The sequence below is a fragment of the Nonomuraea sp. KM88 genome (genome assembly GCF_052245635.1).
GTDB lineage: Bacteria > Actinomycetota > Actinomycetes > Streptosporangiales > Streptosporangiaceae > Nonomuraea.
Genome location: NZ_JBQQCC010000003.1, coordinates 462,893 through 485,810, shown reverse-complemented (window position 1 = coordinate 485,810; position 22,918 = coordinate 462,893). Strand labels below are relative to the sequence as shown.

The following is a 22,918-nucleotide window of genomic DNA, read 5'->3' as shown; positions in this document are numbered from 1 at the left end:
ACAATCAAGGCAATGGACATCGAGTCGCCGGACAAGTTGATCGAGCTCCTCGACCGGCACGCCTACCTGGCCGACGAGGGGCTGGCCACGGCGGCCTTCCTCGCGCTGCGGATGGGACGGCCGCTGTTCCTCGAAGGGGAGGCGGGCGTCGGGAAGACCGAGCTGGCCAAGACCCTCGCGGCGCTGCTGGAGGCGCCGCTCATCAGGCTCCAGTGTTATGAGGGGCTCGACGCGGCCCAGGCCCTGTACGACTGGGACTTCGCCCGCCAGCTCCTCCACCTCAAGGCCGCGGAGGCCGCCGGGATCACCGACGTGAGCCGGCTCGAAGGGGAGATCTACGACCGTCGGTTCCTGATCGCCAGGCCGCTGCTGAAGGCCGTGGAGACGCAGCCGAGCGTGCTGCTCGTGGACGAGATCGACCGGGCCGACGACGAGTTCGAGGCGTTCCTGCTCGAGGTGCTCTCCGACTTCACCATCTCCATCCCCGAGCTGGGCACCGTCAGGGCCGCGACGCCTCCGGTCGTCGTGGTGACCTCCAACAGGACGCGCGAGGTGCACGACGCGCTCAAGCGGCGCTGCCTCTACCACTGGCTGGAGCATCCGAGCTTCGACCGCGAGGTCGCGATCCTGCTGCGCCGCCTGCCCGGCTGCACCGAGACGCTGGCCGCGCAGGTGGCGCGGGCGGCCGGGCGGCTGCGCCAGGCCGACCTGGTCAAACCGCCGGGCGTGGCCGAGACGCTCGACTGGACCGAGGCGCTGCTGACGCTCGGCGCCAAGGAGCTCGATCCGGGCAGGGCCGCGGCCACGCTGGGCGCGGCGCTGAAATACCGCGAGGACGTCGCCACCGTGCTCGGGAACGGGCTGCTCGCCCATGGATGAGCTGGCCGCCACCATGACGGGGTTCGCCAGGACGCTGCGCGCGGCCGGCGTCGCGGCCGACCACGAACGCACCCAGAACCTGCTCAGGGCGCTCGGCCACCTCGACGTGACCGACCCGGGCGAGGTCTACTGGGCCGGGCGGCTCACCCTCTGCGTCACGCCCGACGACCTGCCGCGATACGACCGGTGCTTCGCCGCCTACTTCGGCGGGGCGCGGGCGGGTGTCGCCCGTACGAGCACGTCCACCGTGACCCGGCACCTCGCCGCGCAGGCCGAGAGCGGCGGCGAGGACGCCGACGGCGACGACGGGACGGCGGCGCCGGCCACCGCGAGCCGCGCGGAGGTGCTGCGGCACCGCGACGTGGCCCGGCTGACGGAGGCCGAACGGGCCGAGGTGCACCGGATGCTCTCCCTGCTGCGCGGCGGGCGGGCGCGGCGGCGTTCGCGCCGGTTCGAGAGCGCCCACCGGGGTGTGCTCGACCAGCGGCGCACCATCCGCGACGCGCTCAGGAAGGGCGACGTGGCGCGGCTCAGGCACCGCAGGCACACCACCAGGCCGCGTACGGTGGTGCTCTTCGTCGACGTCAGCGGCTCCATGGCCCCGTACGCCGAGACCCTGCTCCGCTTCGCCCACGCGCTGGTCAGGAGCGAGCCCAGGGCCACCAGGGTCTATTCCGTCGGCACCCGGCTGACCCCGATCACCGCCGAGCTGCGCCACCGCGACCCGGGCACGGCGCTGAACGAGGTCTCCAGGACCATTCCCGACTGGAGCGGGGGAACCCGCCTGGGGGAGGAACTCCGCGAATACCTGGCCCGTTACAGCGCCAGGGGGACGATCGCGGTGATCGCCTCCGACGGGTGGGAACGCGGCGATCCCGCGCTGCTCGGCGCCCAGATGGCCAGGCTGGCCCGGCAGGCCCACCGCGTGATCTGGGTCAACCCGCACAAGGGATACGCGGACTACCAGCCGCTCACCGGCGGCATGCGGGCCGCGCTGCCGCATCTCGACGACCTGGTGGCCGGGCACAGCCTGGCCGCCTACGAGCAACTCAGCGAAAGGCTCGCCCATGCGTGACGTGCTGCCGGAGATCATGGAGTGGTGGAGGTCCGGGCACCGGTTCGGGCTGGCGACCGTGGTCAGCACGTTCAGCAGCGCGCCACGGCCGCCCGGCGCGGCCATGGCGGTGCGCGGCGAGGAGGTGGCCGGCAGCGTGTCCGGCGGCTGTGTCGAGGGGGCGGTGTTCGAGCTGGCCACGGAGCTGGTCACGGAGACCGGCCGGCCGGTCATGCAGCGGTACGGCGTCAGCGACGACGACGCGTTCGCCGTCGGGCTCACGTGCGGCGGCATCATCGACGTCTTCGTCGAGCCCGTCTCGCGGGAGACGTTCCCCGAGCTGGAGGAGATCTCCGCGGCCGTCGAGGAGCGCCGGCCGGTCGCCGTGGCCACCATCGTCTCCGGCCCCGGCCAGGTCGGCGCCCGCCGGGTCGTCTGGCCTGACCGCTCGTCGGGCAGCCTCGGCCTGGAGCGTCTCGACGAGGCCGTGGACGACGACGCCCGCGGCATGCTCGCCCAGGGCCTGACCGGCATCAGGCACTACGGCGGCCAGGGGGAGCGCCGGCTGGACGACCTGGCGGTGTTCGTCCAGTCGTTCGCGCCGCCGCCGCGGATGCTGGTGTTCGGGGCCATCGACTTCGCCGCGGCCGTGGCCAGGGTGGGCAAGTTCCTCGGGTACCACGTCACGGTCTGCGACGCCCGGCCGATCTTCGCCACCGCCAAGCGGTTCCCCGACGCCGACGAGGTGGTGGTCAAGTGGCCGCACGACTACCTGGCCTCCGTGGAGGTGGACGAGCGCACGGCGATCTGCGTGCTCACCCACGACCCCAAGTTCGACGTGCCGCTGCTGGAGGTGGCGTTGCGCACCCGCGCCGGCTACGTGGGCGCCATGGGCTCGCGCCGCACCCACGACGACCGGCTCGCGCGCCTGCGCGAGTCCGGACTCACCGAGGACGAGCTGGCCCGGCTGCGCTCGCCCATCGGTCTCGACCTGGGCGCGCGCACCCCCGAGGAGACGGCCGTGGCCATCGCCGCCGAGCTGATCCAGTTGCGGTGGGGCGGCTCGGGCGCCCCGCTGTCCACCACACGGGGCCGCATCCACCACGAGGGCCCATGAGATCCGGTGGGGTGGCGGGGCTGCTGCTGGCCGCCGGGCGGGGCTCCCGGCTGGGCACGCCGAAGGCACTGGTGGAATATGCCGGCGAGCGGCTGGTCGACCGGGGTGTGCGGCTGCTGGAGGAGGGCGGCTGCCATCCCGTCGTGGTGGTGCTCGGCGCGGCCACCGTGCAGGTTCGGGGTGCGGTGACCGTGCGCAACCCCGGCTGGGCGTCCGGCATGGGCTCGTCCCTGCGGGCGGGGCTGGCCGCGCTGCCCGAGGAGGCGGAGTCCGTGGTGGTGGCGCTGGTCGACCAGCCGCTGATCCGTCCTGGCGCGGTGCGCGCGCTGATCGCGTCCGGCGCGGGGCTGGCGGTGGCGACCTACGGTGGCCGGCGCAGGAATCCCGTGCTGATCGGCCGCGAGCACTTCGCCGGGGTGGCGGAGCTGGCCGAGGGGGACGTCGGCGCGCGGGCGTACATCAAGGCACGTCCCGAGCTTGTCACCGAGGTGCCGTGCGACGGCCACGGCGACCCCGCCGACATCGACACGCCGGAGGACCTGCGCCTGCTAGAGGCGGAGTGAGGCCACGGCCGCGCGGTGGTCGCTGCCGGTCGCGGGGGCCACGCCCGCCCTGGTGGCCGTCATGCCTTTGTAGAGGATGTGGTCGGGCCTGGTGACGGGGAACTCCGACGGCCAGGTGAAGCCGAACCCGTCGCCGGCCGCGGTCTGGGCGTCGGTCAGCGGCGGCGTGAGCCCGCGCATGCCCCGGTCGGTGGTGGCGGTGTTGAGGTCGCCGAGCAGCAGGATGCGCTTGCTGGAGTCGGCGTCGATGAGCCTGCGCGCCTGCGCGAGCGAGGCGTCGCGCGAGGTGGTGTGCCCGGGCCGGGCGGAGGCCAGGTGCATGACGTAGACGGTCACCTTGCCCTTGGGCGTGGAGATCACGGCGCGCAGCGCCCGCGGCCAGCCCATGCCGACGTCGAGCGGCCTGCTCTTGGTGATCGGGTAGCGGCTCCACAGGCCGACCGTGCTGACCGGATAGCGGTAGCGGAACATCTTGTTGAGCTGCTTGGCCGCGGGCCCGCCGCGGGTCAGCTCCTGGGCGGCGAGCAGGTCGAGGTCCTTGGCGACCTGCCGCACGGCCTCGCCCGAGGCGTTGTTGGTGACGCCGACGTTGATCGTGCCGACGGCCAGGTCGCTGGGGCCGCCCGGCGGCGTGCGCAGCAGCGTGGACCCGAACATCGCCGCCCACACGATCCCGGGCACCAGCGCCGCGGCGGCGGCGGCCCTGGAACGTGCCATCGTGGCGGCCGCGAGCAGCACGGGAACGGACCAGCCCATCCAGGGCAGCAGGCTCTCCAGAACGGGGGTGAACCCGCCCAGCGCCGGGATCAGCCCATGCCCCGCCAGAGTCATGGCCACCGCGGCCGAGACGATGACGACGATCCGGCTCAGCATCTGATCCAGAGTAGTGGCTCCCGCTCCGAACAGCCGACACGATAGCCTGTTCCCACTCGAACGGAACAACATTCGGTCAGCGGGAGCCCGGCATGCGCATCGGTATGGCACTCAACTACTCGGGTGGCTTCAAGGAGTCGGTGGAAGAGTTGTCCGACTACGAGAAGGCGGGCCTGGACATCGTGTTCGTGGCCGAGGCCTACTCCTTCGACGCGGTCAGCCAGATGGGCTACATCGCGGCCAGGACCGAGCGGCTGGAGATCGCCTCCGGCATCCTGCCGATCTACTCCCGCACGCCGGCGCTGCTGGCCATGACGGCCGCGGGCCTCGACTACGTCTCCGACGGGCGCTTCACGCTCGGCCTGGGGGCCTCGGGGCCGCAGGTGATCGAGGGCTTCCACGGGGTGCCGTACACCGCGCCGCTGGGCCGTACACGGGAGGTCATCGAGATCTGCCGCAAGGTGTGGCGGCGCGAGCGCCTCGAGCACGACGGCAGGCACTACACGCTGCCCCTGCCGCCCGGCCAGGGTACGGGCCTGGGCAAGGCGCTGAAGCTGATCAACCATCCGGTACGCTCCCGCATCCCGATCGTGGTCGCCGCCATCGGCCCCAAGAACGTCGAGCTGGCCGCCGAGCTGGCCGAGGGCTGGGAGCCGATCTTCTACTACCCCGAGAAGGCCGCGGACGTGTGGGGTCCTTCGCTGGCGGCGGGCAGGGCCGGGCGCGACCCGGAGCTGGGCGAGCTGGACGTGATCGCGCAGGCGTCGCTGGCGATCGGCGACGACGTGGCGGGGCTGCTGGAGTTCGGCCGGCCGATGGCGGCGCTCTACATCGGCGGCATGGGCGCCAAGGGGAAGAACTTCTACAACGACCTGGCACGGCGCTACGGCTACGAGAAGGAGGCCGAGCAGATCCAGGACCTCTACCTGGAGGGCCAGAAGGACGCCGCCGCCGCGCTGGTGCCCACCGAGTTGCTGGAGAACATGTCTCTGGTCGGCAGCGAGGGGTTCGTGCGCGACCGGGTGCGGGCGCTGAAGGACTCGGGCGTGACCACGCTCAACGTGACGCCGCTCGGCAGGACGCACGAGGAGCGCGTACGCCTCATCGAAACGATCAAGGAGATCGCCGAATAGTGGGCTAAAACACACTCACTGGGGAATATCCATAAATACAGGGTAGTTAACCGGCTTTGTGAGGTTCTCTGTCGTGCTCGTGCGCCTGGTCGGCCGGCTGCACATCGACCTGTGCCGGACGCGCGGCTCTCTCTGTCTCTGATCGCTCCGCCCACGACCCTTCACCCCTGGGCCTGCCCTTCGGCATGCCGCGAAACCTCGGAGCTCCCCCGTGAAGAGATTGTCCTTCTCCCTGCAGTTGCTGTTCGGCCTCGTGGCCGGCGTCGCGCTCGGGTTCGTCGCCAGGATCTGGGACGTGACCTGGCTCGCCGAGACGCTGACCCAGGTCGGCGCGATCTTCGTCCAGCTGCTCAAGCTCGCCGTCCCGCCCCTGGTCTTCACCGCCGTGCTGGTCAGCATGGCCAACCTGCGCAACGTCAGCGGGGCGGCCAGGCTCGCGTCCAAGACGCTGCTCTGGTTCCTCCTCACCGCGCTCGTGTCGGTGGCGTTCGCGATCGGGCTCGGCCTGGTCATCAACCCCGGCCAGGGCGTCACCCTCGACACCGGAGCGGCCAAGGCGCCGGAGAGCTCCGGCAGCTGGCTCGACTTCGTCACCGGCGTCGTCCCGACGAACGTCGTCACCGCCTTCACCGAGGTGAACGTCCTCCAGATCGTCTTCCTGGGGGTCGTGCTCGGCGCGGCGGCCCTGGCCGTCGGAGAGAAGGCCGAGCCGTTCCTGAACCTCGGCCGGTCCGTGCTGGAGCTGGTGCAGAAGGCGCTGTGGTGGGTCATCCGCCTGGCCCCTCTCGGCACGGCCGGCCTGATCGGCAAGGCCGTCTCCACGTACGGCTGGGACCTGCTCGCGCCGCTCGCCAAGTTCAGCGTCGGCGTCTACGTCGGCTGCTTCATCGTGCTGCTGGCCGTCTACCCGACGCTGCTGGCGGTGTGGGGCAAGGTCAACCCGATCCAGTTCTTCCGCAACGCCTGGCCCGCGATCGAGCTGGCCTTCGTCTCGCGTTCCTCCGTCGGCACGCTGCCCCTGACCCAGAAGGTCACCATCGAGCGCAACGGCGTGGACGGCGGCTACGCCTCCTTCGCCGTGCCGTTCGGCGCCACCACCAAGATGGACGGCTGCGCCTCGGTCTATCCGGCCCTGGCGGCGATCTTCGTGGCCCAGGTGTTCGGCGTGCCGCTCGGGGTGGGCGACTACCTGCTGATCGCGTTCGTCTCGGTGGTCGGATCCGCCGCGACGGCCGGACTGACCGGCGCGATCGTCATGCTGACGCTCACGCTGAGCACGCTCGGGCTGCCGCTCGAGGGCGTCGGCCTGCTGCTGGCGATCGACCCGATCCTCGACATGATCCGCACCGCGACCAACGTCACCGGCCAGATGGTGGTGCCGGTCCTGGTGGCCCGCTCGGAAGGCCGCCTCGACGAGGCCGTCTTCAACGCGCCGCCGCAGCCGCTCGACACCGCCCCCGCAGGGCCCGCGCCCCGCGCGCCCGAACCGGTCACGGCCTGAGCCTGCTTGCCCTGGCGGGAAGCCGTCGGCTTCCCGCCAGGCCCGTTCGGGGCGCTGTTCGGCGCGGAGCGCGGCCGGCCGTTCGGGTCATTCGTACGTCAGCAGGTCGCCCGGCTGGCACCCGAGCGCCTGGCACAGCCACGCCAGCGTGGAGAAGCGGATCGCCTTGGCGTGGCCGTTCTTCAAGATGGACAGGTTGACCACGGTGATCTCCACGCGGTGCGACAGCTCGGTGAGCGTCATGCCGCGCTCCTTGAGCAGCTCGTCGAGGCGCACCCTGACGACCGGTTCGCCCATCAGACCTTGGCCTCGACCTCTTCGAGCAGGGCCAGGCCCCGCCGTACGATCTCCGACACGCCCAGCGCGGCGAAGCCCGCGACGACGGCCCAGAGCAACGTGCTCGACGGCGGGTAGAACGCATAGCTCTCGGTCAGCAGCATGGCGGCCAGGGCGGCCTCCGCCACCATCCCGAGCGCGGCCGACGCGAGCGAACCCGCGATGACGATCCAGCCGATCCCGCGCAGGAGATCGGCCGTCGTGGCGGAGAACAGCGCCCTGTCGCCCGCCCTCGCCCTGCGCAGTGCCCGGATGAGCGTGAACAGCGCGAGGAGGCCCATGGCCACTCCTGGCGCCCACATCAGCAGGTAGAACAGGCCCGCGACCGGCGAGGCGTCCTGCGGCCGGACCATCGCCTCGGCGCTGACGCCGTCGATCGCGACTCCGGCCGGGACCATGCCCGAGGTGGGCACGTCGAACACGCGGAGGGGGATGGAGATCCCCTTGGGCGCGCCGATGAAGGCGATCGCCACGTTGGCGGCGAGCGCGGCCAGGGCGGCGGTGAGAAGCCCGCCGTCCGGGGCGATGGCGGGGCGGCGGAGTCTCCGTGGCTCTATGGTTGGTCGAAATACTGATGTTCAAGCTATTGGCGGGGATATGTCCGACGCGACGGAGCGCGCGCCGTCCTTGGTCGCTGACCGGTACCGGCTCGACGAGCGCATCGGCAGCGGGCCGATGGGTGAGGTGTGGCAGGGGTACGACACGCGGGCCGACTGGGTCGTGGCCGTCAAGGTCCTCGGCGCCAAGGCGGCGGGGTCCGCCACGAGAGAGGTGCTCAGGCAGCACGCGCAGGCCGCGGCGCGGGTCATCCACCCCAACGTGGCCATGGTGCTCGACGTCGGCGACGAGGACGGCGCTCCGTTCCTGGTGATGGAGTTCCTCACCGGGCTCAGCCTGGGCGAGGAGCTGGCCGCGCGGGGCCCCCTGCCGATCGTGGAGGTCTGCGACCTGATCGGGCAGGCCGCGGCCGGGCTGGACGCCGCGCACCGGGCCGGCGTCGTGCACGGCCAGGTGGACCCGGACAGCTTCCGCCGGGCCGGGAGCGGCGTGCTCAAGGCCGTCGGGTTCGGGATGCACGACAAGGAGCCGCCCGTCCGCGACCAGCGGTACGTGGCGCCCGAGCGGGTCGCCGGCCAGGCGGCGCAGGCTCCCGGTGACCTGTACGCGCTCGGTGCGGTCTGCTACGAGCTGCTCTGCGGCCACCCGCCCGCCGCCCTCGACCCGGCCGGCTCAGCTGCCCCCGGCTCGGTCGCCTCTGCCGCCACTGGGTCGTTCTCGTCCGCTGATGCCGATTCGTCCGGGTCTGCCGCCGCCCAGGACGGCGACGGCGGGCCCGCGGCCGGCGACCAGGCCACCGGCGCGCCTGGCGGCGGAGGCGCTCCCGGCGGTGCGGGAGCGCGCGGGGGCGGGGTCGTGCCGCCCAGCGCGCACCGGCCGGACGTGCCCGCCGAGCTGGACCGGCTGGTGCTGGCCATGCTCGCCGAGGACCCTGCCAGGCGGCCCGCCGGCGGCGAGTCCATCCGGCGGGCGCTGGCGGCCATCGCCAGGCCGCGCGCCAACCCGGCCGCCCCGCCCAGGACCGGCGCCCCCGCCGGGGCTCCCGGCGGTGGGGCGACCGAGGTCTACCAGCGCGCCGCCCCCAGAGCCGGTGACACCGCGATCTATCAGGCGGGCGATCTGGGGCCGGAGCCCAGCGCCGCCAACCGCAAGCTGTTCGTCCAGCTCGGCGCGGCCGTGGCGATCATCGCGGTCGTGACCGTCGTCATGGTGGTGTGGGCGGCGTCGGGGGCGCGGCAGGCCGCCGTGTCCACGCCTTCCCCTTCGCCCAGCACCTCGATCGAGGCGCCGGCCGAGACGCCCTCCAGCGACCCGACCCCCGGCATCGTGACCACGCTCGACACCGGACCGACCACCCTGCTCGGGACGGTGCCGCCCAAGGCCACGCTGGGGGAGACCATCCCTCCGGGCGGATGGGGCAGGTGGCTGCAGGCGTTCGACGAGGCGCTGAACGCCCAGCAGGCCATGGGCGGGATCGATCCCGGCGTCGCGGCGAAGGCCCGCGAGAAGATCAGGAAGGCGGGCAGGAAGTTCGACGAGGGCCACGCCGGTCCGGCACTCAACCACGTGGGCGGGGTCTACCGCGACCTGATGCGCGCGCAGGAGAAGGGTCGCATGGTACCGGGAGGGCCGCTGGTCGAGTTCATGGGGGAGTGGCGCCTGCCGGGCCGCTGACCGCCGCGACAGGGCGGGCAATCGTGATATGAGGGACATAGCGCGTAAATTGGCGAAATGACCTTCGACTACGCGGCGCGCCGGGAGCGGCTCGCCGGGCTCCTGCCCGCCCACGAGGTCCAGGCCCTGCTGGTCACCGCGCCCGAGAACGTCCGCTACCTGACCGGGCTGGCCAGCTCCAACGCGGCCGTGCTGGTCAGGGCCGACGGCTCGGCGCTGCTGGCCACCGACAACCGCTACATCGACGTGGCACGCGCCCTCGACGTGCCGGCGGTCGAGGCGGCCGACGTGGCGGGCGCGCTGGCGAGCGTCCTGGAAGAGCCCAGGACCGGCATCGAGGCGGCGAGCATGAGCGTGGCCACCTATCACCACCTGGGTCACCGGCTGGGTCACCGGCCGGGTCACCGGCCGGGCGAGGTGCTGGTCCCGCTGGGACCGGTGGTGGAGGGGCTGCGGACGGTCAAGGACGACGCAGAGCTGGCGCTCCTGCGCACCGCCTGCGAGCTCACCGACCAGGCGTTCGACGACGTCCGGCAGCGCATCGCCCCCGGCATGACCGAGCGTGACCTGGCCCGCCTGCTCGACAACCGCATGACCGAGCTGGGCGCCGACAGGCCCGCGTTCGACACGATCGTCGCGGCCGGTGAGAACGGCGCGATCCCCCACCACGCTCCCACCGGCAGGGAGCTGCGCGCCGGCGACCTGGTCACCATGGACTTCGGCGCCCGCTACCGCGGTTACCACGCCGACATGACGAGAACGGTCTGCCTCGGCCCACCCGCCGCCTGGCAACGCGAGCTGTACGACCTGGTCGTCGCGGCGCAGCGGGCGGGCAGGCACGCCCTCGCCCCCGGAGCGCCGGCCGGCGACGTGGACGCCGCCGCCCGCTCCGTGATCGCCGACGCCGGTCACGCAGAGCACTTCCGGCACGGTCTCGGCCACGGAGTCGGGCTGCAGATCCATGAGGAGCCGTTCCTGGGTCCCTCTCGGACCGGTAGACTAGAGGATCGAGTTCCGATCACCGTCGAGCCCGGGGTCTACCTCCCGGGCCGGGGCGGCGTTCGCATTGAGGACACGCTTGTGACACGCGAGGGCGGGCCGGAGCTTTTCACCAAGACGACCAAGGAGCTGCTCGTCCTTTAGAGCGGCCACACGCGGGAGAGAACGAGTGGCGACGACCAACGACCTGAAGAACGGCATGGTGCTGAAGCTCGACGGCGGGGAGCTCTGGGCCGTTGTGGAATTCCAGCACGTCAAGCCGGGCAAGGGCGGCGCGTTCGTGCGCACCAAACTCAAGAACGTCCTCTCGGGAAAGGTCGTCGACAAGACCTTCAACGCCGGCGTCAAGGTCGAGGTGGCCAACGTCGACAAGCGCGAGATGCAATATTCGTACAAGGACGGCGACGAGTTCGTGTTCATGGACACCGAGACCTACGACATGGTCAACGTGCCCAGCGTCACGGTCGGCACCGCCGCCAACTACATGCTGGAGAACACCCTGGCCACGGTGGCCTTCAACGAGGGTTCCGCGCTCTATGTCGATCTGCCCGCGGCCGTCGAGCTGACCATCTCCACCACCGAGCCGGGCCTGCAGGGCGACCGCTCCACCGGCGGCACCAAGCCCGCCACGCTGGAGACCGGCGCCGAGATCAAGGTCCCGCTGTTCATCACCACCGGGGAGAAGGTCAAGGTCGACACCCGCAGCGGCGAATACCTCGGCCGGGCCTGAGGTGTCGGCACGCGGCAAAGCACGCAGGCGGGCACTCGACATCCTTTTCGAGGCCGAGCTGCGCGGCGAGGATGCGCTGAAGATCCTCGCCGAGCGGGTGGAGCGGCAGGAGCCTCCGGTCAACGAATACACCTCGGCCCTCGTCGAGGGCGTCGCCCGGCACAACGAGCGCATCGACGAGCTGATCACCACCTACGCCGAGGGATGGACCCTCGACCGCATGCCGGCGGTCGACCGCAACCTGCTGCGCGGCGGCACGTACGAACTGCTGTGGATGCCCGACGTGCCCGAGGGCGTGGTCATCAGCGAGTGGGTGCACCTGGCGGGGGAGCTCTCGACCGACGAGTCGCCCCAGTTCGTCAACGGGCTGCTGGCCCGCTTCAAGCAACTCAAGCCAAGCCTCACCCTTTAGACACCCTGTTGCCCGCCGTCATGGCCGCGAGTTCGGGGTACGTTCCAACCACGGCGATCCCGCACGGCGCGTGCGGGCCCGTCCGGCATCCGGAGCAAGGGCGCGTCACCAGCCGCGACGCGCCCTTCACTCTGCCGCCTGCACGCTCGGGCCCTCTTGACTGGTCCCCCCGCTCACGATTCCCCGTCGCCCGAAGGCGACTCAGGAGGCTCTCATGGTGACGGAAGAGGACGTGCGCAGGCTGGCGCTGACGCTGCCCGGGACGACCGAGAAGAGCATGTACGGCACCCCCGCCTTCTACGTGCGCGGCAAGTGGTTCGCCCGGATCAGGGAAGAGGGCGACGTGCTCGTCCTCCCGGTGCCGGCCGAGGAGGAGAAGGCCGGGCTGATCGCGGCCGAGCCCGCCAAGTTCTTCACCACGCCGCATTACGACGGGCACGCGATCGTGCTCGCGCGGTTCGGAGCGGTGGACGCCGAGGAGATGGGCGAGCTGCTGACCGAGGCCTGGCGGCTGCGGGCGCCGAAACGGCTGGCCGCCGAGTTCGACGCCCGAGCCTGACCGCCGGGCCGCCCGGCGGGGAGCGGGCGATCGCGCGCACGGCGTAGGCTGGGCCCATCCGCGGAGAAGCCGTTCGCGAAGTGCGCGTTCGCGAGGGCGCCGGTCGCGAGGGAAAGGGAGGCGAGCCGACGTTGCGTGCTGAAGGCGTCACGAGGACCCCGGCGGTGCGGACCGCCGTCGTCTGGGACGCGTTGCGTTCCGTCCTGGCGGAGCGGGCCGCGTCCACCGGGCGCGAGAGGCTCGACATCGTCGACGCGGGCGGCGGCACCGGCGGGTTCGCCGTGCCCCTGGCGGCGCTCGGCCACGGCGTCACCGTCGTCGACCCGAGCCCCGACTCCCTGGCCGCACTCGAGCGCAGGACCAAGGAGCAGGGCGTGGGCGTCCGCGCGTTGCAGGGTGACGTCGCCGACCTGGGCGAGCTGCTCAGCCTCGACAGCGCCGACCTGGTGCTCTGCCACAGCGTGCTGGAATACGTCGAAGACCCGATCAGCGCGCTGACCGCCGTCGCCGGCGTGTTGCGCAGGGGCGGGGCCGTGAGCGTGCTGGCCGCCAACCCGGTCGCCAGCGCCATCCACCGGGCGCTCGCCGGCCAGTTCGACGAGGCCAGGTCCGTGCTCGACGACCCGGAGGGGAGCTGGGGCGAGCGCGATCCCACGCCCCGGCGTTTCGCCGCCGCCACGCTCGTCGAGTTGCTGGGCGCCACCGGTTTCTCCATCGGGGCCGTCCACGGCGTGCGCGTCTTCGCCGATCTGGTGCCGAGCAGGCTCGTCGACGGTGAGCCAGGCGCCGCGGACACGCTCGTGGCGCTCGAGCAGGCGGCGTCGACCCACCCGGTGCTGAGAGACATCGCCACCCAGTTGCACGCGCTCGGTCACAGGACCTGAGCCCCGATGACCGGCACGAGCGCGGCGGAGATCGCGCCTCATCGCCCCGGCACCTCGGTGCCAGGAAGGAAAAGATCGATGGCGGCTCCCCTCGGTGTAGAACTCCTGTTCGGATAGAATCGGCGGCGTGTCTCGCAAGCAGATCACCGGCATCGGCCCCGCTCCGCGGACCGGGGTCGATGACAGCGGCTGCCCGATCCTCCATGTCGACATGGACGCCTTCTATGCCAGCGTCGAGCTGCTCGACCGTCCCGAGCTGGTGGGCCGGCCCGTGATCGTGGGCTCGCCCGCCGGGCGCGGCGTCGTGCTCAGCGCCACCTACGAGGCCAGGGCGCACGGCGTGCACTCGGCGATGCCGATGAGCAGAGCGCGCCGGCTCTGCCCGCAGGCCACGGTCATCCCGCCCAGCCACGGCAAATACTCCGAGGTCTCCAAGGGCGTCATGGAGATCTTCCACGCGATCACCCCGCAGGTCGAGCCGATCGCCTCCGACGAGGCGTTCCTCGACGTGGGGGGAGCCAGGCGCAGGCTCGGCCCGCCCGCGGCCATCGCCGCCATGATCAGGGAGCAGGTCCTCGACCGCTACGGCATCACCTGCTCCGTCGGCGTCGCCGCGAGTAAATTCGTGGCAAAGCTCGCCTCCAAGCAGTGCAAGCCCGACGGGCTGCTGGTGGTGCCCGCCGACGAGGTGGTCGGTTTCCTGCATCCGCTGCCGGTGTCGGCCTTGTGGGGGGTGGGGGAGCGCACCGAGCAGGCGCTGGTGCGGCTCGGCATCCGCACGGTCGGAGACCTCGCCAGGGTGCCGCCCGGCACCCTGCGGCGGGAGCTGGGGCAGGCCGCGGGCGGCCATCTCGCGGCGCTGGCCTGGGGGCGTGACGAGCGGCCGGTGACCGCCCACGTGCCCGACAAGAGCATCGGCAACGAGGAGACGTTCGCGGCCGACGTGGACGATCCCGAGGTGATCAAGCGCGAGTTGCTGCGCCTGTCGGAGCGGGTGGCCGCCCGGATGCGTAAGGGCGGCCACGTGGGAAGAACGGTAAGTGTGAAGCTCCGCCGCGCCGATTTCACGACGATCAGCCGCTCGCGGACGCTTCGCGAGCCCACAGACGTGGCACAGGTCATCTATGCCACCGCGTGCGAGCTGTTCGCCGCCGCCGGCCTCGAACGTGTGAGGTTGCGCCTGGTGGGAGTGCGGATGGAAAGTTTGCGACCGGCCGGCGAAGCCGTGCGCCAGCTCAGCCTGGGCGAGCGGGAGACCGGCTGGCGCGAGGCCGAACAGGCCATGGACAAGGCGATCCGGAGATTCGGTCCCGACGCGGTGCTCCCAGCATCGCTAGTACGTGGCAAGCTTGATGAAATAGAGACATGACGTTCGATGTCCAGATTAAGGGGGACATCAGTGCCCCAGTTTTGGGGGAAGGGGGACGAGATGGGTCACAATGGAGCCATGACGTCACCTCCGGTTTGGTCTGCGTTGGACGTTTGCTTTCGCCTGCGTCTACAGCCTCGTATCCTGGGGATGACCGACCGCGAGGTTCGGACACCCCGTGTCGTCCGTTGCCGTCTTCCCCGTCCTGGGGCCGTCCTTGGGAGGCGCCGTGCCGCTCTCTGAGCACGAGCAGCGCTTGCTCGACCAGATCGAGCAGGCCCTCTACGCCGAGGACCCGAAGTGGGCCAACACCGTAAGGATCAGTGACCCGCGCAGCCATTACAAGCGTCGCCTGATCAAAGCCTCCATCGGCTTTGCCCTCGGCGTCGTCGTCATGATGGTCGGCGTGGTCGTCAGTGGCAGTGCCCTGATCCCGCTCGGCGTCGGCGGTTTCGTGGTCATGCTCGCCGCGTGTTTGTGGGGCTTGTCCAGCTGGAAACGTATGAATGGGTTCGGTGACTCGCCCCCGGCCGCCCCCGGCGGCACGGCCGCTCCTCGGGGCAAGCAGCCCCGCAGAGGCAACCGTGGCACCTTCATGGAGCGTATGGAGGAGCGCTGGCGCCGTCGCCACGACGAGCGCTGACTCACCCAAGCGTGCGGCCGCTCCCTGAGAGGGGAGCGGCCGCACGCTGGGTCATGCGGTCATGATCCCTTGTGCGCCGCCGTCCGGCGCAGCCTGATGTTCTCCAGCAGGTCGAACCCGTCGAGCAGGCCCTCGCCCATGCCCCGCAGCCGGCGCAGCGTCGACGGAGGCAGCAGCACCGCCCTGATCCGCCGGCCGCGTGACACCGTGGCCGCCAGGGCCTGCCGCACCTGGCGCAGGTCCTTGCTCATGGGCGCGATCGGGCCTGGGTCCCTGGCGTACAACACGCGCTCGATCGCGGAGGCGATGGACGAGATGGCCGCCGCGGAGTCCGCATCGAACTCGTACTGCTGGATCAGCCGCCGGGCCAGCGCCCGCGGGGTCTCGCTGTCCTCGCGGGCCATCCCATAGTCGTACAGCACGTCGTCGAGCTCCGCCCAGACGGCCGCCACCCAGGGGACGATGTCCCCCTGCCCGCGCCGTGCCCTCCCCGGCCTCCTCCCCGGCGCCGTCGCCTGCGTCGTGGACGGCTGCGGCGCCATCCCCTTCAACGTGCGTACCCGCCTGTTCCGCGCGACCAGCCGCACGCCGGCGGGGATCAGCAGGAGCAGGAGCAGCGCGCCCGCGCCGATGCCGACCTGGCCGATCAGCGGCATCGAGTCGTCCGGGGGCAGCCCGCCGGTCGCGGCCTGAGCCTCGCGGTCCAGCTGCCGCTCGTTCCGCCGGGCCTGCGGGTCCTGCGGCTCGTCGGCCGGCGAACTGCTCTCTCCCGTCGACGGCGTCGACTCCTCGCCCGTGGTGGTGCTCGGCCGGGGCACCGAGTACGACGGCACGCGCGCGCTGCCCTGGCCGACCGACCCCGAAGGAGTCGGCTCGAACGGCAGCCAGCCCACGCCCTCGAAGTACAGCTCCGGCCAGGAGTGGGAGTCGTTCGTCCCGACCGTCCACCGGTCGCCGATCTTCATGCCGCCCGTGTAGCCGATCGCCACCCGCGACGGGATGCCCACCAGCCTGGCCATCACCGCCATGGACGCGGCGAACTGCTCGCAGTAGCCCGCCCGGTCCCGCAGCAGGAAGTCCCGCAGCGCAGAGTTGCCGTGCCCCTGCGTGCGCAGGTTGTAGGTGAAACCGCCGTCCGTGGTGAAGAAGCGCTGCAGCTGCACGGCCGCCTCGTAGGTGGTCGAGGCGCCACGGGTGACCCGCTCGGCCAGCGCGGCGATCTCGGACGGCAGGTTGTCCGGCAGCGCCAGATACCGGTCGTCGACCCTCGGCTGCTCCCCGTCGAGCGAGTCGAGCAGGTCCGGCGTGGGCTCCGGCTCGCTCGTCGCCACCTCGTACTCCAGGCCGGCGGCCTCGTCACGGGTGGAGAAGACCATGAGCGTGTCGACGTCGGCCCGCCAGTCCCCGTCCACCCGGATCTGCCGGGCCGGGTACGGCAGCGGCAGGAACGACAGCCGGGCGATCTCGTCGCTGATCCGGACGTTCGTGATCACGTTGTTGATCTTCGGCCGCCGGCTGAGGCCGGGCGGGTCGGGCAGCGGGCCGTTGTCCGTCCTGTTCTGCGGCGCGCCCTTCGGCTCGGTCATGCCGAACTGCTGGCCGTCGAACCTGTCGAGCGAGTAGATCCGCAGATATCTGGCCTGGTCGTCGTTGTTGCTGTAGGTGAGGACCACCCGCCGCTCGGGCAGCTCCAGCTGGCCTTTCAGGTTCGCGATCGGGTTGGGGATGCTGATGGAGTTGCCGCGCCCCGACCCGTTGCCGCCCACGCCGAAGGTGAAGAACGACACGGGCTCCATTGCCGGCAGCGCGGCCGGCACCAGCACGGCCAGCGCGATCGCGGCGAACCCGATGCGTTTGCCGGACAGGCGCAGGCCACTGGTGTCGGCAGGGGAGCGGGCTCCGTCATGAGACTGCGCGGCGCGGGTGGTTCGCCGCACCAGTACGGCCCGGCCCCAGTGCCCCACCCGCTCGCGCCCGTCGGCGATCAGCAGGCCGATGAACCCGAGCGCGGCGACGATGAACGCCGGCCAGCTGATCGGCTCTGCCAGGATCGTGGCCGGCACCGTGGCCAGCGCCAGCAGCGGCAGCCCGGCCAGCGCCGCCCGCCGCAGCCGCGCGGCCAGCAGGTCCACGGTGATCGCGATGAGGGCCACGCCGCCCGCGGTCAGGAGCGTGATGCCGTCGGTCACGGGCACGGGGGCGGCGAACCGCTGGATGTCGGTCCAGCCGACGTCCAGCAGCCGGGCCAGCTCCGCGACCGACCCCTTCGTCGGCACCACCAGGGCCCACGCCTCGGACGAGGCGAAGGTCACGGTCAGATAGATCCACGTCGCGGCCAGCGCGACCAGCGGAGCCGCCCACGCGGGCAACGACAGGCGGCTGGTGAGCAGGCCCGCGACCACCACCGCGAGCACGGCGCCGAGCGACGCCCAGAACCAGGTGCCGCCCTGGAAGAGCGGGTAGAGCAGGATGGCCGCGGTGAACACGGCCACGCCGGAGGCGCCGGTGAGTCTCATGCCGCACCTCCGGCCGGGCCGACCGCGTACCTGCCATGGCTGGCGGCGTCCTGCCAGACGGACGCGATCGTGGTGCCCGCGGGCAGCCGTACGATGCGCCAGCCGTACCCGGCCAGGACGGTCTGCACCGCCTCCAGGTCCTCGGCGGCCTTCCTGTCGCCGCCGTCCCAGGTCGCCACGTCGAGCAGGACCGCCACTCCGGTGATGCCGCTGTGCCTCAGCCTGGCCAGTTCCCTCGCCTCCTCCGCGTCCATCGAGCCGAGCACGGCCACGATCAGCCCGTCGCCGCCGCCCTGGCGCAGGGCGGAGACGCCCATCTCGAGCGAGCGGGCAGGGCTGTGCCGTACCACGGCGAGGGTGTCGAGCAGCGACCAGCTCAGGCCCGTGTCGGTCAGGTGCTCGGCGCCCTGGTCGGTCACCAGCCGCAGGCCGAGCCCCTCGCGGGCGAGGTGCACGCCGATCGAGGCCGCGGCCGAGACCGCCACCTCGAACGACGAGCGCGGGCCCTCGCCGCGGTGGGCGTGCCTGCGGGTGTCGAGCAGGAGCGCGCCGCGGCTCTGCCACTGCTGCTCCTCGCGGCGCACCATCAGCTCGCCGCGGCGGGCGGTCGAGCGCCAGTGCACCCGCCGCAGGTCGTCGCCCTGCCGGTACTCGCGCGGCGCCACGTCGTCGTCGCCGGCCGCCGCCACGCTCCTGGTGCGGCTGTCGCCGCCGCCCGTCCATTCGCCCGACAGCCGCACGTGCGGCAGCGCCGCGACGTGCGGCGTCACCACGAGCGTGTCGCTGATGGTGAACGAGCGCGTCAGCTCGACCAGGCCGAACGGATCGGTGATGCGGATCGACAGCGGGCCGATCGTGTAGCGGCCGCGCAGGTCGGAGCGCACCCGGTAGTCGATCTCGCGTACGCCCCGCGACTCCACCCGGTCCAGCACGAACCGGGGCCGCACGCCGAGGGCGTAGGGAACGGTGTCCTCGATGAGCAGCAGGCCGGTGGGCAGCCTGGTGACGTTCTCCAGCCGCAGGGTGACGGTGGCCTCGCCGCCCACCTCAGCCCTTGACGGATCCAGCCGCCTGGCGCAGCTCAGGCGGTAGCGCGTGCGCGCCGCCACGAGCGCGGCCAGCAGCGGCAGCGCGGTCACCAGCACCCCGATCCTGAACAGGTCGTTCTCGCCCAGGAGCACGGCCATCAGCAGCGCCGCGATCCCCGAGGCGAGGAACGATCTGCCTCTGGAGGTCAGCGCCTGCAGTCCGGCTCTCACGACGCTCGCGACTCGGGCACCGGTACGCGCCTGAGCAGATCGGCCACCACCTGTTCGGGCAGCCGGCGCTGTCCCTGCGCCTCGATGCTGGGCAGCAGCCGGTGCGCGAGCACGGGGATGGCCAGGTCCTGCACGTCGTCGGGGATGACGTAGTCGCGGCCCGCCAGTGCCGCGTGCGCCCGCGCGGCCCGTACGAGCTGCAGCGTGGACCGGGGTGAGGCACCCAGCCGCAGGTCGGGGGAGTGGCGGGTGGCCGCGACCAGGTCGATGGCGTACTTCTTGACCGCCTGCGAGACGTAGACCCCGCGAACGGCCTCGATGAGCGCCCGCACCTCGGCGGTCGTCGCCACCGGCTCGAGCTTGTCGAGCGGCGAGGCGCTCCCGTGCACGTCGAGCATCTCCAACTCGGCGGTCGGCTCCGGGTAGCCCATCGCGATCCGCACGGAGAAGCGGTCACGCTGTGCCTCGGGCAGGGGATAGGTGCCCTCCATCTCAATGGGGTTCTGGGTCGCCATCACCATGAACGGCGAATCCAGCTGGTACGTCACCCCGTCCACCGTCACCTGCTGCTCCTCCATGCATTCCAGCAACGCGGACTGCGTCTTGGGGGAGGCACGGTTGATCTCGTCGCCCACGACGATGTTGGCGAACACCGGCCCGGGCTTGAACTCGAACTCTCTGGTCTGCTGGTTGTACGCGCTCACTCCGGTGATGTCGCTGGGCAACAGGTCGGGGGTGAACTGCACGCGCCGCACGGGGCAGTCGATCGACCGGGCGAGAGCCTTGGCCAGCATGGTCTTGCCGACCCCGGGCACGTCTTCGATGAGGAGGTGCCCCTCGGCGAGCAGGACGGTCAGCGTGAGGCGGACGGCGTCGCTCTTGCCCTCGATCACCGATTCGATGGCCTGCCGAATCCGGTGGGCGGTGGAGACCAGCTCGTCGAGCTGGGGAGGGACGTCATGGGTAACTGCCACCAGGCCTCCATGAGAGAAGTGCGACGGCTGTCCCGTTGGTGCCATTGCGGGAACCATGCCATTCCTTTTCCATTGTGTGTACGACCCTACGACGCTGCGGGTTCGCGAGCGACATTTGTGGATATTCCAGCGAACCTCAGCGATGTTCCTGTTCTTGTGGCATAGGGGTGCGAATCCAGTGACAGGGCGGACCATGATCCGCACCACATTCCCCCACTGCTGCCTTCGTGAAGCGCACACCGCCTAATTCCGCGGTCTTTTCAACCCTCGACACGCCCATGAGGGTTGACCGGCCGCTCGCCCCCCTCCACCCCGCTCCACCGCTCTGACCTGCGGTAACGCAAGGGAAACTGATGATGAAGACGGTTCGAATCAGTTGACGGTGGGGAGAAGTGGAGTATGGTGGTGCGCAGTGGAGGGCCCGGTGCGCCAGCGCTGAGCGCTTCACGAGGCACGGGAGGTGGGGCCGATGTTCCTCGGCACCCATCAACCGCGTCTGGACGACAAGGGACGGCTGTTCCTGCCGGCTAAGTACCGTGAGGAGCTGGCGGAGGGTCTTGTGATCACCAAAGGCCAGGAGCGATGCCTCTACGTCTTTCCCGTGGAGGAGTTCCAGCGCATAACCGAGGCTCTCAGCACCGCCCCGGTCACCGCCAAGGCGGTGCGTGACTACAGCCGCGTCTTCTTCGCCAGCGCGTCCGACGAGAAACCAGACAAACAAGGGCGCATCACGATCCCGCAGAGCCTCCGCCAGTACGCGGGGCTGGAGCGTGACTGCGTTGTCATCGGGGCCAACACCCGGTTGGAAATCTGGGACGCGCAGGCCTGGGAAACCTATCTCAGCGCGCAGGAGCAGGCGTTCGCCGATCTGTCGGAGGAGGTGCTGCCAGGGATCTTGTAGTGACCACGGTCGATCCGTCGGTGATGTCGTTCGGCGAGGTCTCCACCCGCAACCACTGTCTGCCAGCTGATGCACCTTCCCCGGTGTCAGATGACAGGCGTCCACGAAGAGGGTGCGGATGGGGACCTGGCCGGGCGGCGCCGGGTGGGGACCCAGGAAGACCGGCGAGACGATCGATACGCGTCATCCGCGAGCAGGACGCGAGAGGGGGGTTGGAGATGCATAACGACGTTGGCACGGACGGTCACGTTCCGGTGATGCTCGAGCGCGTTCTGGAACTGCTCGGTCCCGCGCTGTCCGGTCCCGCGCCGGTGGTCGTCGACGCCAACCTCGGCCTCGGTGGGCACTCGGAGGCCCTGCTCGCCCGCTTTCCCTCCCTTCATCTGATCGGGATCGACCGCGACCCTTTCGCGATCGAACACTCGACCCGCAGGCTGAGCCCTTATGCCGGCAGGACGACCCTGGTCCACGCGTCCTCCGCCGATCTGGCCGAGGTGCTCGCCCGCGCGGGGCGCACGACGGTCCACGGGGCGCTGTTCGACCTGGGGGTCTCCTCGCCGCAGCTCGACGAGGCCGAGCGCGGGTTCGCCTACGCCTACGACGCGCCGCTCGACATGCGGATGGACACCGAGCAGGAGCTGACGGCGGAGCACGTGGTCAACACCTACGCCGCGGACGAGCTGATCCGCATCCTGCGTGACTACGGCGAAGAACGATTCGCCCCGCGTGTCGCGGGCCTGATCATCAGAGAACGGGCCAAAGAGGCAATAACCTCGACCAAGCGACTGGCGGAGATCATCCGAGCGGCGATCCCCGCCGCGACCCGGCGTACCGGGGGAAACCCCGCCAAGAGGACTTTCCAGGCGCTGCGCATCGAGGTGAACGCCGAGCTGTCCGCCCTGGAGGCGGCGCTCCCCGCGGCCCTCGACGCGCTGGCGCTCGGTGGGCGAGTCGTCGTGCTCTCCTACCACTCACTCGAGGACCGGCTCACCAAGCAGGCCCTCGCGGCGCGAACCAAGGACACCAGCCCGCCGGGGCTGCCGGTCCCGCTGCCGGCGCACCAGCCGAGGTTCCGCCTGCTGACGAGGGGAGCAGAGCTCCCAAGCGAAGAAGAGCTCGCCCGCAACCCGCGGGCGGCCTCGGCCCGGCTACGGGCGGCAGAGAGGATCCGTGTTGACGACTGAGCAGGAGTTCGGCCGGGGTGCGCCCGTCCGCCGCGCCGTGCCCAAGACGGGCACGCGCCGGTCTGGAGCGCAGCACCAGTCCAAGCCGCGGCCCCGTCCTGACGCACGTCCCCACGCCCAGGGCGCGAGGACGGTCACCGGCCGCGCGCGTCCGGAGGCCAAGCGGCTCCCCGACGGCGCCCGCGCCGACACCGGCCGCCCCGTGCCACGACGACGGCCCGCGCGCCGGCAGCGCGCGCCGTTCGTGCTGCTCGTGGTCGGGCTGCTCTGCGGCGGCCTGGTGAGCCTGCTGCTGCTCAACACCATGCTGGCCAAGGACGCGATCACCGACGCCAACCTGCGCGAGGAGATCGCCGTGGCCCGCCAGGAGAACGAGAAGATCGACCAGGAATACCAGCGCAAGACGCAGCCCAACGTCATCGCCGAGATGGCCGAGAAGCAGGGCCACCAGCCCGACTGGGATGACGTCAACGCCTGGACCAGCGCGGGCGACCGAGCCAGCCGGGTGGACAGGGAACGGTGAGGGACTCCAGCGGCAGGGGGCAGGGACCCGGCCGCGGCGCTGGCGGCGCCGGCTCTCAAGGAGGGCCAGGCGCCGCTCGTCGTACGCCGGGAGGCCCAGGACGGGGAGGACGGCAGGGCGGCTCCCCCCGTTCAGAGGACACGGGCCGCCCGGCTCCATCGGACGAGCCGCCTCGCCGGCCACGCAAGCCCGACCCGCTCGACCTGCCGTTCGGGCGTGACGACGCGGCCAGGGAGCGCCCGCCGCAGGAGCCCGGCTCCTCGCGCGAGCGCCGCCC

General features: G+C 71.4%; 24 protein-coding genes. 18 read left to right on the top strand and 6 right to left on the bottom strand.

The window, feature by feature from the left end:
• The first annotated feature begins 12 nt into the window (after positions 1 to 12).
• The 4 genes from ACTWPV_RS11790 to ACTWPV_RS11775 are packed head-to-tail and all read left to right on the top strand — an operon-like array spanning position 13 to position 3,613.
• Positions 13 to 879, top strand: a complete 867-nt coding sequence (locus ACTWPV_RS11790; RefSeq protein WP_443151768.1) for an AAA family ATPase — start codon at positions 13 to 15, stop codon at positions 877 to 879.
• Positions 872 to 1,954 carry a vWA domain-containing protein gene (locus ACTWPV_RS11785; protein WP_443151767.1) on the top strand — a complete coding sequence of 361 codons (1,083 nt, stop codon included), beginning with the start codon at positions 872 to 874 and terminating at the stop codon, positions 1,952 to 1,954. Before ACTWPV_RS11790 ends, ACTWPV_RS11785 begins: the two co-directional genes overlap by 8 nt.
• Positions 1,947 to 3,050, top strand: coding sequence for an XdhC/CoxI family protein (locus ACTWPV_RS11780; RefSeq protein WP_347642728.1), 1,104 nt, complete (start codon positions 1,947 to 1,949; stop codon positions 3,048 to 3,050). Before ACTWPV_RS11785 ends, ACTWPV_RS11780 begins: the two co-directional genes overlap by 8 nt.
• Positions 3,047 to 3,613, top strand: a complete 567-nt coding sequence (locus tag ACTWPV_RS11775; protein WP_347642729.1) for a nucleotidyltransferase family protein — start codon at positions 3,047 to 3,049, stop codon at positions 3,611 to 3,613. The genes ACTWPV_RS11780 and ACTWPV_RS11775 overlap by 4 nt, the downstream gene beginning before the upstream one ends.
• Here the strand turns inward: ACTWPV_RS11775 and ACTWPV_RS11770 are convergent.
• Positions 3,599 to 4,486, bottom strand: a complete 888-nt coding sequence (locus ACTWPV_RS11770; RefSeq protein WP_443151766.1) for an endonuclease/exonuclease/phosphatase family protein — start codon at positions 4,484 to 4,486, stop codon at positions 3,599 to 3,601. The genes ACTWPV_RS11775 and ACTWPV_RS11770 overlap by 15 nt on opposite strands.
• A 92-nt stretch (positions 4,487 to 4,578) precedes the next feature.
• On the opposite strand from ACTWPV_RS11770, the gene ACTWPV_RS11765 reads away from it, so the two are divergent.
• From ACTWPV_RS11765 to ACTWPV_RS11755, 3 genes are all read left to right on the top strand, one after another.
• Positions 4,579 to 5,619, top strand: coding sequence for an LLM class F420-dependent oxidoreductase (locus tag ACTWPV_RS11765; RefSeq protein WP_443151765.1), 1,041 nt, complete (start codon positions 4,579 to 4,581; stop codon positions 5,617 to 5,619).
• A 58-nt stretch (positions 5,620 to 5,677) separates the two neighbouring features.
• Positions 5,678 to 5,761: a putative leader peptide gene (locus ACTWPV_RS11760; RefSeq protein WP_354534088.1), complete on the top strand. Its 84-nt coding sequence runs from the start codon at positions 5,678 to 5,680 to the stop codon at positions 5,759 to 5,761.
• Between the two features lie 69 nt (positions 5,762 to 5,830).
• Positions 5,831 to 7,120, top strand: a complete 1,290-nt coding sequence (locus ACTWPV_RS11755) for a dicarboxylate/amino acid:cation symporter (protein ID WP_443151764.1) — start codon at positions 5,831 to 5,833, stop codon at positions 7,118 to 7,120.
• Between the two features lie 87 nt (positions 7,121 to 7,207).
• On the opposite strand, the gene ACTWPV_RS11750 is transcribed toward ACTWPV_RS11755, so the two are convergent.
• Both ACTWPV_RS11750 and ACTWPV_RS11745 read right to left on the bottom strand, forming a co-directional pair.
• Entirely contained in the window at positions 7,208 to 7,417 is a 210-nt protein-coding gene (locus ACTWPV_RS11750; protein ID WP_443151763.1) for a helix-turn-helix domain-containing protein, read from the bottom strand.
• Complete coding sequence (locus tag ACTWPV_RS11745; protein WP_443151762.1) at positions 7,417 to 7,929, bottom strand: DUF2975 domain-containing protein; 513 nt, start codon at positions 7,927 to 7,929, stop codon at positions 7,417 to 7,419. Before ACTWPV_RS11745 ends, ACTWPV_RS11750 begins: the two co-directional genes overlap by 1 nt.
• Before the next feature lie 124 nt (positions 7,930 to 8,053).
• Here ACTWPV_RS11745 and ACTWPV_RS11740 point away from each other — a divergent pair, with 124 nt between their 5' ends.
• The 8 genes from ACTWPV_RS11740 (at position 8,054) to ACTWPV_RS11705 (ending at position 15,284) form a co-directional block, all read left to right on the top strand.
• On the top strand, positions 8,054 to 9,688 hold the full coding sequence (locus ACTWPV_RS11740; protein ID WP_443151761.1) for a serine/threonine-protein kinase: 1,635 nt from the start codon (positions 8,054 to 8,056) through the stop codon (positions 9,686 to 9,688).
• Between the two features lie 57 nt (positions 9,689 to 9,745).
• Positions 9,746 to 10,831, top strand: coding sequence for a M24 family metallopeptidase (locus ACTWPV_RS11735; RefSeq protein WP_443151760.1), 1,086 nt, complete (start codon positions 9,746 to 9,748; stop codon positions 10,829 to 10,831).
• Positions 10,832 to 10,856: 25 nt separating this feature from the next.
• A complete protein-coding gene (gene efp, locus ACTWPV_RS11730) occupies positions 10,857 to 11,417 on the top strand; it encodes an elongation factor P (protein ID WP_347642736.1) in 561 nt (186 codons plus the stop codon).
• A 1-nt stretch (position 11,418) separates the two neighbouring features.
• Positions 11,419 to 11,829, top strand: coding sequence for a transcription antitermination factor NusB (nusB, locus tag ACTWPV_RS11725; RefSeq protein WP_347621564.1), 411 nt, complete (start codon positions 11,419 to 11,421; stop codon positions 11,827 to 11,829).
• Positions 11,830 to 12,043: 214 nt separating this feature from the next.
• Positions 12,044 to 12,388 (top strand): MmcQ/YjbR family DNA-binding protein, encoded by a 345-nt coding sequence (locus tag ACTWPV_RS11720; RefSeq protein WP_347642737.1) that lies wholly within the window; start codon positions 12,044 to 12,046, stop codon positions 12,386 to 12,388.
• Positions 12,389 to 12,552: 164 nt separating this feature from the next.
• Positions 12,553 to 13,272 carry a methyltransferase domain-containing protein gene (locus ACTWPV_RS11715; RefSeq protein WP_443151759.1) on the top strand — a complete coding sequence of 240 codons (720 nt, stop codon included), beginning with the start codon at positions 12,553 to 12,555 and terminating at the stop codon, positions 13,270 to 13,272.
• A 127-nt stretch (positions 13,273 to 13,399) separates the two neighbouring features.
• Positions 13,400 to 14,641 (top strand): DNA polymerase IV, encoded by a 1,242-nt coding sequence (gene dinB, locus ACTWPV_RS11710; RefSeq protein WP_443151758.1) that lies wholly within the window; start codon positions 13,400 to 13,402, stop codon positions 14,639 to 14,641.
• Between the two features lie 229 nt (positions 14,642 to 14,870).
• Complete coding sequence (locus tag ACTWPV_RS11705) at positions 14,871 to 15,284, top strand: DUF3040 domain-containing protein (RefSeq protein WP_347642740.1); 414 nt, start codon at positions 14,871 to 14,873, stop codon at positions 15,282 to 15,284.
• A gap of 59 nt (positions 15,285 to 15,343) precedes the next feature.
• Here the strand turns inward: ACTWPV_RS11705 and ACTWPV_RS11700 are convergent, their stop codons facing one another.
• The 3 genes from ACTWPV_RS11700 to ACTWPV_RS11690 are packed head-to-tail and all read right to left on the bottom strand — an operon-like array spanning position 15,344 to position 20,078.
• Positions 15,344 to 17,800, bottom strand: a complete 2,457-nt coding sequence (locus ACTWPV_RS11700) for a transglutaminase family protein (RefSeq protein ID WP_443151757.1) — start codon at positions 17,798 to 17,800, stop codon at positions 15,344 to 15,346.
• Complete coding sequence (locus tag ACTWPV_RS11695; protein WP_443151756.1) at positions 17,797 to 19,059, bottom strand: DUF58 domain-containing protein; 1,263 nt, start codon at positions 19,057 to 19,059, stop codon at positions 17,797 to 17,799. Before ACTWPV_RS11695 ends, ACTWPV_RS11700 begins: the two co-directional genes overlap by 4 nt.
• A complete protein-coding gene (locus ACTWPV_RS11690; protein ID WP_443151755.1) occupies positions 19,056 to 20,078 on the bottom strand; it encodes an AAA family ATPase in 1,023 nt (340 codons plus the stop codon). The genes ACTWPV_RS11695 and ACTWPV_RS11690 overlap by 4 nt, the downstream gene beginning before the upstream one ends.
• Before the next feature lie 424 nt (positions 20,079 to 20,502).
• Between ACTWPV_RS11690 and mraZ the strand changes: the two genes are divergently transcribed.
• From mraZ to ACTWPV_RS11675, 3 genes are all read left to right on the top strand, one after another.
• Entirely contained in the window at positions 20,503 to 20,934 is a 432-nt protein-coding gene (gene mraZ, locus ACTWPV_RS11685; RefSeq protein WP_132511788.1) for a division/cell wall cluster transcriptional repressor MraZ, read from the top strand.
• 218 nt (positions 20,935 to 21,152) lie between these two features.
• Positions 21,153 to 22,118 carry a 16S rRNA (cytosine(1402)-N(4))-methyltransferase RsmH gene (gene rsmH / locus ACTWPV_RS11680; RefSeq protein WP_347642744.1) on the top strand — a complete coding sequence of 322 codons (966 nt, stop codon included), beginning with the start codon at positions 21,153 to 21,155 and terminating at the stop codon, positions 22,116 to 22,118.
• Positions 22,108 to 22,641 (top strand): hypothetical protein, encoded by a 534-nt coding sequence (locus tag ACTWPV_RS11675; RefSeq protein ID WP_347642745.1) that lies wholly within the window; start codon positions 22,108 to 22,110, stop codon positions 22,639 to 22,641. Before rsmH ends, ACTWPV_RS11675 begins: the two co-directional genes overlap by 11 nt.
• Positions 22,642 to 22,918: the final 277 nt, after the last annotated feature.